The 13,326-nt window shown below is 73.1% G+C and carries 13 protein-coding genes; 11 read left to right on the top strand and 2 right to left on the bottom strand.

The features are described from left to right. Positions 1-174 precede the first annotated feature (174 nt). Positions 175-1,020: a hypothetical protein gene (locus tag AB0H32_RS25150; RefSeq protein ID WP_361124584.1), complete on the top strand. Its 846-nt coding sequence runs from the start codon at positions 175-177 to the stop codon at positions 1,018-1,020. Beyond that, complete coding sequence (locus AB0H32_RS25155) at positions 912-1,778, top strand: hypothetical protein (protein WP_361124579.1); 867 nt, start codon at positions 912-914, stop codon at positions 1,776-1,778. Before AB0H32_RS25150 ends, AB0H32_RS25155 begins: the two co-directional genes overlap by 109 nt. 144 nt (positions 1,779-1,922) lie before the next feature. Here AB0H32_RS25155 and AB0H32_RS25160 read toward each other — a convergent pair whose 3' ends face one another. Beyond that, positions 1,923-3,206 (bottom strand): DUF1015 domain-containing protein, encoded by a 1,284-nt coding sequence (locus tag AB0H32_RS25160; RefSeq protein ID WP_361124518.1) that lies wholly within the window; start codon positions 3,204-3,206, stop codon positions 1,923-1,925. A 73-nt stretch (positions 3,207-3,279) separates the two neighbouring features. Between AB0H32_RS25160 and AB0H32_RS25165 the strand changes: the two genes are divergently transcribed. The 4 genes from AB0H32_RS25165 to AB0H32_RS25180 all read left to right on the top strand — a co-directional run bounded on the left by AB0H32_RS25165 (position 3,280) and on the right by AB0H32_RS25180 (position 7,356). Continuing rightward, on the top strand, positions 3,280-4,308 hold the full coding sequence (locus AB0H32_RS25165) for an HAD hydrolase-like protein (RefSeq protein ID WP_361124520.1): 1,029 nt from the start codon (positions 3,280-3,282) through the stop codon (positions 4,306-4,308). 77 nt (positions 4,309-4,385) lie between these two features. After that, positions 4,386-5,429: an iron chelate uptake ABC transporter family permease subunit gene (locus AB0H32_RS25170; RefSeq protein WP_361124522.1), complete on the top strand. Its 1,044-nt coding sequence runs from the start codon at positions 4,386-4,388 to the stop codon at positions 5,427-5,429. Further along, complete coding sequence (locus AB0H32_RS25175) at positions 5,426-6,472, top strand: iron chelate uptake ABC transporter family permease subunit (protein WP_361124524.1); 1,047 nt, start codon at positions 5,426-5,428, stop codon at positions 6,470-6,472. Before AB0H32_RS25170 ends, AB0H32_RS25175 begins: the two co-directional genes overlap by 4 nt. A 59-nt stretch (positions 6,473-6,531) precedes the next feature. Further along, a complete protein-coding gene (locus tag AB0H32_RS25180) occupies positions 6,532-7,356 on the top strand; it encodes an ABC transporter ATP-binding protein (protein ID WP_361124526.1) in 825 nt (274 codons plus the stop codon). Here AB0H32_RS25180 and AB0H32_RS25185 read toward each other — a convergent pair. After that, positions 7,340-7,687, bottom strand: coding sequence for a sterol-binding protein (locus tag AB0H32_RS25185; RefSeq protein ID WP_361124528.1), 348 nt, complete (start codon positions 7,685-7,687; stop codon positions 7,340-7,342). The genes AB0H32_RS25180 and AB0H32_RS25185 overlap by 17 nt on opposite strands. Positions 7,688-7,729: 42 nt before the next feature. On the opposite strand from AB0H32_RS25185, the gene AB0H32_RS25190 reads away from it, so the two are divergent. The 5 genes from AB0H32_RS25190 (at position 7,730) to AB0H32_RS25210 (ending at position 13,311) form a co-directional block, all read left to right on the top strand. Further along, positions 7,730-8,008, top strand: a complete 279-nt coding sequence (locus AB0H32_RS25190) for a hypothetical protein (protein ID WP_361124530.1) — start codon at positions 7,730-7,732, stop codon at positions 8,006-8,008. A 55-nt stretch (positions 8,009-8,063) separates the two neighbouring features. Beyond that, on the top strand, positions 8,064-8,879 hold the full coding sequence (locus AB0H32_RS25195; RefSeq protein WP_361124532.1) for a TlyA family RNA methyltransferase: 816 nt from the start codon (positions 8,064-8,066) through the stop codon (positions 8,877-8,879). Then, entirely contained in the window at positions 8,876-9,781 is a 906-nt protein-coding gene (locus AB0H32_RS25200) for an NAD kinase (RefSeq protein WP_361124533.1), read from the top strand. Before AB0H32_RS25195 ends, AB0H32_RS25200 begins: the two co-directional genes overlap by 4 nt. A gap of 165 nt (positions 9,782-9,946) precedes the next feature. Beyond that, on the top strand, positions 9,947-11,689 hold the full coding sequence (recN, locus tag AB0H32_RS25205; RefSeq protein WP_361124535.1) for a DNA repair protein RecN: 1,743 nt from the start codon (positions 9,947-9,949) through the stop codon (positions 11,687-11,689). A gap of 449 nt (positions 11,690-12,138) precedes the next feature. After that, positions 12,139-13,311: a glycosyltransferase family 4 protein gene (locus AB0H32_RS25210; protein ID WP_361124537.1), complete on the top strand. Its 1,173-nt coding sequence runs from the start codon at positions 12,139-12,141 to the stop codon at positions 13,309-13,311. Positions 13,312-13,326 lie beyond the last annotated feature (15 nt).

Genomic DNA, 13,326 nt, shown 5'->3' on the forward strand with positions numbered 1-13,326 from the left:
CCGAAGACAGGAGTCACCCCATGTCCACCAACTCGCCCGAGGACCGACCGGAGCGCGACCAGCGGCGACGGGACAGTGGTGACCGTAACGACCGCGGCGGCTACCGCAGCGGTCCGCGCCGCGGAAGCGACCGTGGGAACGAGCGCGGTGGCGACCGCGGGAGCTACGGCCGCCGTGACGACCGTCGCGACGACCGGCGTGACGACCGTGGTGGCGACCGGCGTGACGACCGTGGTGGCTACGGCCGTCGCGATGACCGGGGCGAGCGGAACGACCGGGGCGATCGTGGTGGCTACGGCCGTCGCGATGAACGACCCTCCTTCCGCCGTGACGACCGCGATGCCCGCGGCGACCGTGGAGAGCGGCGCGACGACGACCGTCGTGGATTCCGTCGCGACGACGAGCGCGGTGGTGACCGTGGTGGCTACGGCCGCCGTGACGACCGTCGCGATGACCGGCGTGACGACCGTGGTGGCGACCGGCGTGACGACCGTGGTGGCTACGGCCGTCGCGATGACCGCGGTGGCTTCCGGGGCCGTGACGACCGTGCTGGCTATGGCCGTCGTGATGACCGCGATGCCCGTGGTGAGCGGGGTGAGCGGAGCGAGCGTGGTGGGTTCCGTCGGGACGACAACCGCGGCGACTTCCGTGGCGACCGCGGTGAGCGGGGCGACCGCGGGGGCTACCGTGGCCGCGACGACCGGCGCGACGACCGCCGCGAGGGCGACCGTCCCGGTTTCCGTGGCCGCGATGACCGTGGCCGCGATGATCGTGGCCGTGGCCCGCGCCGTGACGACCGTCGTGACGACCGGGGCGGACGCCCGGGCGGTGGCTACCGTGGGCGGGACGACCGCCGTGGCGGCGGCCGTATCCGGGACGAGCGTGACCGGGACCGGGAGCCGATCAAGCGGCTGCCGTTCCCGGAGGACATCACCGGCGACGAGATCGACAAGGACGTCCGGCAGGAGCTGCAGAGTCTGCCGAAGACGCTCGCCGAGGACGTCGCCAAGAACCTGGTGATGGTCGCCCGGCTCATCGACGAGGACCCCGAGGGCGCGTACGGCTACTCCAAGGTGGCCCTGCGCCTGGCGTCCCGCGTGGCCGCTGTCCGCGAGGCCGCCGGGTTCGCCGCGTACGCCAACCAGAAGTACTCGGAGGCCCTCGGCGAGTTCCGTGCCGCTCGGCGCATGACCGGCACGGTGGACCTGTGGCCGATGATGGCCGACTGCGAGCGCGGTCTCGGACGGCCGGAGAAGGCGCTGGACATGGCCGGCGCTCCCGAGGTGCACAAGCTGGACAAGGCCGGGCAGGTCGAGATGCGGCTCGTCGCGGCCGGGGCCCGGCGGGACATGGGGCAGCTGGACGCGGCCATCGTGACCCTGCAGAGCCCCGAGCTGGCTTCCAACTCGGTCCAGCCGTGGACCGCACGCCTGCGCTACGCCTATGCCGACGCCCTGCTGGCCGCCGGCCGGGAGAACGAGGCGCGTGAGTGGTTCGCCAAGGCCGTCGAGGCGGACCGGGACGGCAGCACGGACGCTTCCGACCGGCTCGCCGAGCTGGACGGCGTGGAGTTCGTCGACGCCCTGGACGAGAGCGAGGGTGCCGACGAGACCGGCGCCGAGGACGCCGCCGACATCGTGGCCGAGGCCGAGGCCGAGGATGTGGACGACGACGAGGACGACGACGAGGTGGACGTCGAGGACGAGTCCGCGACGGAGAGCGAGCGCGAGGAGAGCGCCGACTCCGCGGGCACTCCCGTGCAGGACGACAAGGCCTGACGTGAGCCGGTGACCGCATGACGGCGACCGGGTGACCGGGTGACCGTGAGCGGGTGACGGTGATCCTCTGACAAGGGCGAAGGGCGGGACCGGAAGGTCCCGCCCTTTCGCATGCCCGGATCTTTCGGATGTCCGGGCGCGGGCTCAGAGCTCCAGCGCCCGCAGCACCAGCCCCGACGCCGGCTTCGGCCCGAACGACGTCGACTTGCGGGGCATCGTCACGCCCTGACGGGCCAGATCCCGGACGACGTCCTCACGGACGGGGTGCATCAGGACGGCCGTACCGCCGTCGCGCTCCGCCTTCGCGACCGTGGCGGCCGTGTCGTGGATGTAGGCGATGTCGGCGGGGGAGTCCTCGGGGATGTGCCAGACGTGTTCGAGGAGCGTGGCGTGCAGGACGGTGGCGTCCAGGGATCGCCAGGCGGCCGGGCGGTTCTCGGGGATCGTCCGGGCCAGCAGGTCCGGATCGGGGCGGTCGATCAGGTGGAAGGCGCCGTCGCCGGCCAGCAGGAAGGCGTTGCCCGTGCAGGTGGCGTCCGCCAGCGCCTCCAGGGCCTTGGGCAGTGGTGCCGCGAGGTGCTGCACCCGGAACCGGCCCTCCAGGGCCGCCAGCGCGTCCGCCACCGGCAGGCCGTGCAGCAGGCGGTGGATGGCGCGGACGCGCAGGGGATAGCGGGCGGTGTCGACCAGGAGGACCAGGCCGTGGTCCCAGGGGCTGGGTGAGGGGTGCTCGGCACGCAGCTGCCGGTAGGTGGCCCAGCGGTGGTGGCCGTCGGCGATGAGGGCCTGCTGGTGGGCCAGGTCGGACTGGATGAGGGCCACGTCGGCGCGGTCGGTGACCGCCCACAGGCTGTGGTGGAAGCCGTCCTCGGTGGTGGTGGCCAGCAGTGGGGGCTGTTCCACCGTGCGCTCGACCACCTCGGCCGCCGCGCCGTTGCCGTGGTAGGTCAGCAGCAGGGGTTCGAGGTTGGCGCGGGTGGCGCGCATCAGGGCGGCGCGGTCGGCGACCACCGGGGGCATGACGTCCTCATGCGGCAGGACTACGCCGTCCGAGGGATCTGACACGCGTAGAGCGCCGATGACACCGCGCTGGAGCATGCCGTCGCCGTCCCGCTGTTCGTACACGTACAGGGCGGGTTCCGGGTCGGTGGTCAGGACGCCCTCGGCGAGCCAGCGGCGCAGCGTGTCGGCGGCCTGTTCGTTGCGGGCGCTGGGGGTGCCGGCCTGGGGAAGGATCAGCCGGACGATGTTGTACGGATCGGCCGATTGGAGGTGGTGCAGGCCGTCTGGGCGTACGACGACGTCATAGGGCGGGGAGGTGACGGAGGCGAGGCTGCCGACCCGGTCGGGGTCGTAACGGAGGCCTCGGAACGGCGTGAGTTCCAGGCCTCGGTGCACCGTTGCTTCCGAGTGACCTGCAGTGTTCATCCCGGCATCGTACGTGTGTCAGTGGTGTGCGGGATGATCGGGGGAAACACGGTCGACCGAGGAGCGATGCGGAATGAGCCAGGGCGTCAGGACGAGGCCCGAGGGCAGTGGGCAGCCCCTGAGCGAGGCGTACGACACGGCGCTGCTCGACCTGGACGGGGTGGTGTACGCGGGCGGGAACGCGATCACGCATGCCGTCGACTCGCTGGCCCACGCCCGCGCGGGCGGGATGCACCTGGCCTATGTCACCAACAACGCGCTGCGGACGCCGGACGCGGTGGCGCAGCACCTGACGGAGCTGGGGATACCGACGGGGGCGGACGACGTCATCACCTCGGCGCAGGCCGTCGCTCGGCTGATCAGCGAGCAGGTGCCGGCCGGTGCGCGGGTGCTGGTGATCGGCGGTGAGGGGCTGCGGGTGGCGCTGCGCGAGCGGGGCCTGACCCCGGTGGAGTCGGCGGACGACGATCCGGCGGCGGTGGTCCAGGGATACGGCGGGCCCGATCTGACGTGGGGCCGGTTCGCCGAGGCGTCGTACGCCGTGGCGCGCGGGGTGCCGTGGTTCGCGTCCAACACGGATCTGACGATTCCCAGCGGGCGGGGCATTTCGCCCGGCAACGGCGCGGCCGTGGAGGTGGTACGGATCGCGACCGGTGCCGAGCCGCAGGTGGCGGGCAAGCCGCTGCCGCCGATGCACCGGGAGACCATCCTGCGCACGGGCGCGGTGCGGCCGCTGGTGGTCGGGGACCGGCTGGACACGGACATCGAGGGCGCGTTCAACGGCCGGGTGGACTCGCTGCTGGTGCTGACCGGTGTCACGGACGGCCCCCAGCTGCTCGCCGCGCCGCCGCAGCACCGGCCGACTTACGTGGACGCCGATCTGCGCGGGCTGCTCACCGGCCAGCCGGAGATCACCCATGACAGTGACGGTTTCCGCTGCGGGGGTTGGACGGCGACCGCCGGGGCGGACCGGCTGGAGCTGGAGGGCGACGGCGCGGACCTCGACGGGCTGCGGGCGCTGTGCGCGGCGGCCTGGACGGCGGCCGGGGACGGTGTCTGTGAGCTGGAGGGGGGCAAGGCGCTGGCGCGGCTCGGGCTCTGAACACGGCCGCTCGGACTCCGACTTCTCTGCAGCCTCCGGGATCGAGACCGCGTGCGAGGGTAGGCTAACCTAACCTCGTGTTGGTCGACAGTCCTCCGGAACAGCGCGCGGAGACCGCCCCCGCGCCCCCAACCCGCCGGGCGGTGCGGGCCCTTGGGCTCCTCCTCTCCCTTGCGATCCTGGTGCTCGTCGCACTGGCGAGCATCGCGATCGGAGCCAAAGCCCTGTCGCTGGACCAGGTCTGGCACGGCCTGTTCCACGACACGGGCACCTACGGCGACGTCGTCGTCGACGAGCGGCTCTCGCGCACGGTCCTCGGTCTGCTGGCCGGTGCCGCGCTCGGTCTGTCCGGCGCCGTGCTGCAGGCGCTCACCCGCAATCCGCTGGCCGACCCCGGTCTGCTGGGCATCAACGCGGGTGCCTCCGCCGCCGTCGTCACGGCCATCACCTACCTCGGTGTCACCAGCCTCACCGGCTATGTGTGGTTCGCCTTCGCCGGTGCGGCGGCGGTCGGTGCGCTGGTCTGGTTCCTCGGCGGCAGCCGGGGCGCCACACCGGTGCGGCTGGCGCTCGCCGGTACGGCGATCAGTGCCGCGCTGTACGGCTATCTCCAGGCCGTGATGATCATGGACGACGCGGCGCTGGGAAGGATGCGCTTCTGGACGGTGGGTTCGCTGGCCTCGGCCACCGACTCGACCATCATGCAGGTGCTGCCGTTCCTCGCGGTCGGCACGGTCCTCGCGCTCGCGCTGGCCCGGCCGCTGAACGCCGTCGCGATGGGCGACGACACCGCGCGCGCCCTCGGGGCGAACCTCGACCGCACCCGCGCCCTCGCCATGCTGGCCGCCACCGTGCTGTGCGGTGCCGCGACCGCCGCCTGCGGCCCGATCGTCTTCGTCGGCCTGATGGTCCCGCACGTCGTGCGTTCCTTCACCGGCCCCGACCTGCGCTGGATCCTGCCGTACGCGACCGTTCTGTCGCCCGTGCTGCTGCTCGGCGCCGATGTCGTCGGCCGGGTCGTGGCCCGCCCCTCCGAGTTGCAGGTCGGCATCGTCACCGCGATCGTCGGCGGCCCGGTGTTCATCCATCTCGTACGACGGCGGAGGACGGCCCAGCTGTGAAGACACTCTCCCGAAGCCGTGCCGTGCGCACCCTCGGCGGGCTCTCGCTGCGCCTGGACGTGCGCGCGCTGATCGTCGTCGTCCTGCTGCTGGCCGCCGCGCTCGCCGCCGGGGTGGCGCTGATCGGCACCGGCGACGCGAAGATCCCGGCCTCCGACGTCATCGACACACTGGCCGGAAACGGCACGGCGTACCAGGACTTCATCGTCAACGAGCTGCGGCTGCCGCGCGTCCTGGTCGGCCTGCTGGTCGGCGCCTCGCTGGGCCTGGGCGGCGCGCTGTTCCAGGCGGTCTCGCGCAATCCGCTGGGCAGCCCGGACGTGCTGGGCCTCTCGCAGGGCTCGACGGCGGGCGCGCTGGTCGTGATCGTGCTGATGTCCGGCAGCGCCGCCCAGGTCACCGTCGGCGCGCTGATCGGTGGCCTGGTGACCGGCCTGGCGATCTATCTCCTCGCCTGGAAGCAGGGCGTGCACGGATACCGGCTGGTCCTCGTCGGCATCGGCGTCTCCGCGGTCGTCACGGCGGTCAACGGCTACCTGCTCACCAAGGCGGACCTGGTCGACGCGGCCCGCGCGGTGGTGTGGATGACCGGCTCCCTCAACGGCCGCGACTGGGACCAGGTCTGGCCGCTGCTGTGGCTGTGCGCCGTCCTCGTGCCGCTGGTCCTCGTCAACGCACGCGGCCTCAGGATGATGGAGATGGGCGACGACGTCGCCGGTGCCCTCGGGGTGCGTGTGCAGCGCGTGCGGCTGGTGCTGATGGTCTGCGCCGTCCTGCTCACCGCGGCCGCCACCGCCGCCGCGGGACCCGTCGGCTTCGTGGCGCTGACCGCGCCGCAGCTCGCCCGGCGCCTGACCCGCTCGCCCGGGCCGAACCTGGTGCCTTCCCTCTGCATGGGCGCCACCCTGCTGGTCGCCGCCGACTGGGCCTCCCAGCGCGCGTTCGGCGCCGACCAGCTGCCCGTGGGCGTGGTCACCGGTGTGCTGGGCGGCGGCTATCTGCTGTGGCTGCTGGTCACCGAGCGCAGGGCGGGCCGGATATGAGCGGCACGCAGAAGCCGTTCGCGAGCGGCTCAGCGATCGAGAACACCCGAAGGAGCACTGTGAACCGCCTGTCCGCCGAGAACGTCACCCTCGCCTACGACCAGCGCGTCATCGCCGAACAGCTCTCGGTGGAGATCCCGGACAACTCCTTCACGGTGATCGTCGGCCCGAACGCGTGCGGCAAGTCGACACTGCTGCGGGCCCTGTCCCGGATGCTCAGGCCCAGCCAGGGCCGGGTGCTGCTCGACGGGCAGGTCATCCAGTCGATGCCCGCGAAGAAGGTCGCCCGCACGCTCGGCCTGCTGCCGCAGTCGTCCGTCGCACCGGACGGGATCACGGTCGCCGACCTCGTGGGCCGCGGCCGCTACCCGCACCAGGGCATCCTGCGGCAGTGGTCCGCCGAGGACGAGCGGGTCGTGCGGGATTCCATGGCGCAGACGGGCGTCGCCGAACTCGCCGACCGGTACGTGGACGAGCTGTCCGGCGGCCAGCGCCAGCGCGTGTGGATCGCCATGGCGCTCGCCCAGCAGACCCCGCTGCTGCTCCTGGACGAGCCGACCACCTACCTGGACATCCAGCACCAGATCGACGTCCTCGACCTGTGCGCCGAGCTGCACGAGACCCAGGGCCGGACCCTGGTCGCCGTCCTGCACGACCTCAACCACGCCGCCCGGTACGCCACCCATCTCATCGCCCTGCGCGGCGGCCGGGTGATCGCCGAGGGTGCCCCGAACGACATCGTGACGGCCGAGCTGGTCGAGGAGGTCTTCCGGCTGCGCTGCCAGGTCATCGACGACCCCGAGACGGGCACTCCACTGGTGGTGCCGACCGCCAGGAAGGCACGTACCGCTGCCCGGAAGGACGCCGCTACAGCAGCTTCCTGAGCCGGAACAGGTCCAGCAGGCTCGCCTCCAGCCGCACCCGGCCCGAGCCCCAGGCGGTGGCGAAGTTCAGCACGCCGCCCACCAGGGCCACCAGGTCGTCCCCGGCCATGGCGAGTCTGATCTGTGCCTTCTCGCGCGGCGGCCCGGGGAGGGTCTCGTCCACCTCGATCCGGCCGCCGGTCAGCCGGCCGGCGAACGTGACGTCCAGGTCGGTGATGTGACAGCTCACCGAGCGGTCCAGGGCGGCGGCCGCGCGCACGTCGCCCTCGGTGCCCTGCATGTTGTCCGAGAGCCGTCCCAGTGCGGCGCGGCACTCCTCGATCGTGGCCATCGCGCACGACGGTACCCCAGCGGTTCGGGGTAGCGTCTGGGCATGAGCGAGTCCGTGTCCGAGGCCGAGATCGTCACAGCGGCCGAGCCCGAGTGCGACCCCGCCGCCCCGGCCCCCCTGAACGTGCCGCGCACACCCACCGGCAATGCCGAGGTCGACGCCCAACTGGAGCGGCTGGCCGACACCGACCACCTCGCTACCGACGGGCATGTGGAGGTGTACGAGGATGTACACAGGGGGCTGCGCGACGCGCTGACCGCGCTCGACGCCCGCCCGGGACCTCCGGCGCCCACCCGTCACCCGACCGCGGCCCCCCAATGAGACCCTTCGGGTCTCACCCTTCGAACGCCGTACGGGAACAGGAGCTGAACCGAACGTGGCAGGAGTCGCACGCCGTCGTCTGGACGCGGAGCTGGTCCGCCGGAAGCTCGCGCGCTCGCGCGAGCACGCCAGCCAGCTGATCGCCGCCGGGCGGGTCACCGTCGGCAAGACCGTGGCGACCAAGCCGGCCACGCAGGTGGAGGCCGCCGCCGCCATCGTCGTCCAGGCCGACGACAGCGACCCGGAGTACGTCTCCCGGGGCGGCCACAAGCTCGCCGGCGCGCTGGAGGCGTTCGTACCGCAGGGGCTCGTCGTCGAGGGCCGCCGCGCCCTGGACGCCGGCGCGTCCACCGGCGGCTTCACCGACGTCCTGCTGCGCGCGGGCGCCGCGCACGTGGTCGCCGTGGACGTCGGGTACGGCCAACTCGCCTGGACCCTTCAGAGCGATGAACGCGTCACCGTCAAGGACCGTACGAACGTACGCGAGTTGACGCTTGAGGCGATCGATGGGGAACCTGTGGATCTTGTCGTGGGCGATCTGTCCTTCATTCCGCTCGGGCTGGTGCTGCCTGCCCTGAAGCGGTGCGTGAAGCCGGACGCCGACCTGGTGATGATGGTCAAGCCGCAGTTCGAAGTGGGGAAGGAACGGCTGGGCAGCGGGGGTGTCGTACGGAGTCCGCAGCTGCGGGCGGAGGCCGTGCGCGGGGTGGCCGAGAAGGCCTGGGAGCTGGGGCTCGGGGTGCGTGGAGTCACCGCCAGTCCGCTGCCGGGGCCCTCGGGCAATGTCGAGTACTTTCTCTGGCTGCGGGCCGGTGCCCCCGAACTGGACCCGGCAGACGTCGACCGAGCAGTGGCGGAGGGGCCGCGTTGACACAGAACCGAGCGCGTACTGTTTTCCTGCTCGCCCACACCGGGCGTCCCGCGGCGATCCGCAGTGCGGAACTCGTGGTCAAGGGACTGCTGGGGCACGGCATCGGGGTGCGAGTGCTGGAGGAGGAGGCGCGCGACCTGCCGCTGCCCGACGAGGTGCAACTCGTCAAGGAGGCGACACCGCAGTGCCTGGACGGCTGCGAACTGCTGATCGTGCTCGGCGGCGACGGCACGCTGCTGCGCGGCGCCGAGTTCGCGCGGGCCTCCGGGGTTCCGATGCTCGGCGTCAACCTCGGGCGCGTCGGGTTCCTCGCGGAGGCCGAACGGGACGACCTCGATCGGGTGGTCGACCGGGTGGTGGCGCGGTCGTACGAGGTCGAGGAGCGGATGACCGTCGATGTCGTCGTGCACCGCAACGGGGACATCGTGCACACCGACTGGGCGCTGAACGAGGCGGCCGTGCAGAAGGCCGGCGCCGAGAAGATGCTCGAGGTCGTGCTGGAGATCGACGGGCGGCCGGTCACCGCTTTCGGGTGCGACGGGATCGTGCTGTCGACGCCGACCGGGTCCACGGCGTACGCGTTCTCGGCCGGGGGACCCGTGGTGTGGCCCGAGGTGGAGGCGCTGCTGATGGTGCCGATCAGCGCGCATGCGCTGTTCGCGAAGCCGCTCGTGACGTCGCCTGATTCGGTGCTCGCCGTGGAGGTTCTGCCTCACATTCCGCCGGGGGTTCTCTGGTGCGACGGGCGGCGGACCATCGAGCTGCCGCCCGGGGCCCGGGTGGAGGTGCGGCGGGGTGCTGTGCCGGTGCGGCTGGCGCGGCTGCACCATTCGTCCTTCACCGACCGGCTTGTGGCAAAGTTCGCGCTGCCCACACACGGGTGGCGGGGGGCACCGCACTAGCGGTTCGTGGGGAGTTGTTCGCTTTCGCCGACGGGCGCGGATGACATGTGGCTGGTCGCGCCCGCGCGGCCGAGCCACAGGGGGATACAGCCCGCGCCCCTTCGGCAGGACCACTCGCCGGAGTGACATAGGCGGGCCGTGTGCACTCGCCCGCCCGGACCTCGTATGGTCTGTTCCGTGTTGGAGGAGATGCGGATACGGTCGCTCGGGGTCATCGACGATGCTGTCGTCGAGCTGTCGCCTGGGTTCACCGCCGTCACCGGCGAGACGGGTGCGGGCAAGACCATGGTGGTCACCAGCCTGGGGCTGCTGCTCGGCGGGCGGGCGGACCCGGCGCTCGTGCGGATCGGGGCCGAGAAGGCGGTCGTGGAAGGGCGGGTCTCCGTCCCCCGCGACACCGCCGCACTGGTGCGCGCCGAGGAGGCCGGGGCCGAGCTGGACGACGGGGCGCTGCTGATCAGCCGTACCGTTTCCGCCGAGGGCCGCTCACGGGCGCACCTGGGCGGACGCAGCGTGCCCGTGGGGCTGCTGGCCGAACTGGCCGACGACCTGGTGGCCGTGCACGGCCAGACCGACCAGCAGGGACTGCTCAAGCTGTCCCGGCAGCGGCAGGCACTCGACCGGTACGCCGGGGACGCGGTCGCCGTGCCGCTCGCCAAGTACACCGAGGCCTACCGGCGGCTGCGGTCCGTCGCCGTCGAGCTGGAGGAGATCACCACGCGCGCGCGTGAGCGCGCCCAGGAAGCCGACATGCTCCGCTACGGGCTCGACGAGATCGCCGCCGTGGAGCCACGGGCCGGGGAAGACGCGGAGCTGGCCGAGGAGGCGGAGCGGCTGGGGCACGCCGAGGCGCTGTCGTCCGCCGCCACCGCCGCACACGCGGCTCTCGCGGGCAATCCCGAGGACCCCGAGGGCATCGACGCCTCGACCCTCGTCGCGGGCGCCCACCGGGCCCTGGAGGCCGTTCGCGCGCACGATCCGGCGCTCTCCTCCCTCGCCGACCGGATCGGCGAGATCGGGATCCTGCTCGGTGACGTGGCCGGCGAGCTGGCGGGGTACGCCGACGACCTGGACGCCGATCCGCTGCGGCTGGCCGCCGTGGAGGAGCGCAGGGCCGCGCTCACCGCCCTCACCCGCAAGTACGGCGACGACGTCAACGCCGTGCTCGCCTGGGCCGAGCAGAGCGCCGCGCGCCTGACCGAGCTGGACGGCGACGACGAGCGGATCGACGAGCTGACCGCCGAGCGGGACGCGCTGCGCACCGAACTGGGCGGACTGGCGCAGGCGCTGACGGACGCACGGACCGAGGCCGCCGAGCGGTTCGCATCCGCCGTGACCGCCGAGCTGGCCTCGCTGGCGATGCCCCACGCGCGCGTGTCCTTCGACATCCGGCAGACCGAGGACCCGGAGGGCGTCGAGGTCGGCGGGCGCACGGTGGCGTACGGGTCCTCGGGCGTGGACGAGGTCGAGCTGCTGCTCGCCCCGCACCCGGGCGCCCCGCCGCGGCCCATCGCCAAGGGTGCCTCCGGCGGTGAGCTGTCCCGCGTGATGCTGGCCGTGGAGGTCGTGTTCGCGGGGACGGACCCGGTGCCGACGTACCTCTTCGACGAGGTCGACGCCGGTGTCGGCGGCAAGGCCGCGGTGGAGATCGGGCGGCGCCTGGCGAAGCTCGCCCGGACCGCGCAGGTCGTGGTCGTCACCCACCTTCCGCAGGTCGCCGCCTTCGCCGACCGGCAGCTGCTGGTGGAGAAGACCAACGACGGATCGGTCACCCGTTCCGGCGTGAAGGTCCTGGAGGGCGAGGAGCGGGTGCGCGAGCTGTCCCGGATGCTCGCCGGCCAGGAGGACTCGCAGACGGCGCGCGCCCACGCGGAGGAGCTGCTGGCGACGGCCAGGGCCGACCTCTAGTCGGCGCCCGGGCCCGGGCACCCGGGGCGGGGTTCGGTGCGCCGGTCGCCGGTGTGGTTGCGTACCGGGGGCGCGTGGGACCGCTTGCGCGCCGTCCGGTCGGCGGCAGGCGCGGTCCAACGGGGCCCGGGCGAGTGCCCGGAGGCGAGCGTCATGGGCGTCTGACCTCGGGGTACGGGTACGCAGACCGCTCGGACGCGACGGAGTTCTCATCACCCTTGTGGGTGACGTGCTCCGGCGCACTGCTCCGGCCCGCCGCGCTGTGCGCCTCCGCGGATTTCCCGGAACGGCCGTACGTCCTGGCATGCTTGGCAGAGAACGCGAGGCGGACGGCGGGTCGAGCGCAGTCCGCGAGGGAGGCGCGCGGTGCGCCCTTCCGCGCCCCGCCGCCCGCTGCCTTCTGTACGTTTCTCCGTGACAGCCCGCGCCGAATCAGGAGCCCCGGCCCCGTGAGCCCCGTGAGCAGCAACGCACCGCACGGCCAGTCGCCGCTGCGCACCGTGCAGGTGCTGGGTGGGGGCAACGTCGGCAGCAGTGCGCACGTCCGCTCCCTGGCCGAGGGGCTCGTCGCCCGGGGCGTGCGAGTCACGGTGTGCGCCCCCGTCGAGGCCGACCGCGCCTACGACTTCACCGGGGTCGGCGCCGACCATGTGCACGTCCCGCGCAGCAGCGACCCGGCCTCCGTGGCCGCGCTCCGGGCGGCCTGTGCCGATGCCGACCTGGTGCACGCCCACGGGCTGCACGCCTCCTTCCGTGCCGTGCTCGCGCTCAGCGGGCGCAGCACCCCGCTGGTGGTCACCTGGCACAACCGGGCCCGGGCGGAGGGCGCCCGGGCGCATCTGCTGCGGCTGCTGGAGCGGCGCGTGGTGCGGACGGCCGCCGTGGTCCTCGGCACCACCTCCGACCTGGTCGACCGGGCACGCCGCACGGGGGCACGGGACGCCCGGCTCGCGGCCGTGACGCTGCCCGGCCGGAACCGACCCACCTCCACGCTCGACTGCGCCCAAGCGGAGGGACCCCTGTCGCACGACGAGAGCGACCAGCGGCGGCACAAGCTCCGCGCCGAACTCGGTGCCACCGGACGCCCGTTGCTGCTGGCCGTCGGTTCCCTCGACCGCCGGCGCGGCTACGACGTCCTGCTGGACGCGGCCCGAGCCTGGCGGGACCTCGACCCCGTCCCGCTCGTCGCCGTCGCGGGGGAGGGGCCGCTGCGGCCCGAGCTGCAGCGGCGGATCGAGGACGAGGAACTGCCGGTGCGGCTCATCGGACGGCGCGAGGACGTGCCCGAGCTGCTCGCGGCCGCCGATCTGGCGCTGCTGACCAGCAGCTGGGAGTCGCGTTCCGTCCTCGCCCAGGAAGCCCTGTACGCGCGCGTGCCGCTCGTCGCGACCGCCGTCGGCGGCATCCCCGACCTGGTCGGCGAAGCGGCGGAACTCGTCCCGTACGGCGACGCGGACCGGCTCGCGGACACCGTCGTACGGCTGCTCGCGGACCCCGAGGGGCGCGAGCTGCTGCGCGAGCGGGGCGAGCGGCAGGCCGCGACCTGGCCGACGGAGGACGAGACCGTCGCCCAAGTCCTCAGCGTCTACGACGAGTTGACCCAGCCGACGCCCCTGGCCTGAGGGCGCGCCACGGCC

It is taken from the genome of Streptomyces sp. NPDC020362 (genome assembly GCF_040642095.1).
GTDB lineage: Bacteria > Actinomycetota > Actinomycetes > Streptomycetales > Streptomycetaceae > Streptomyces.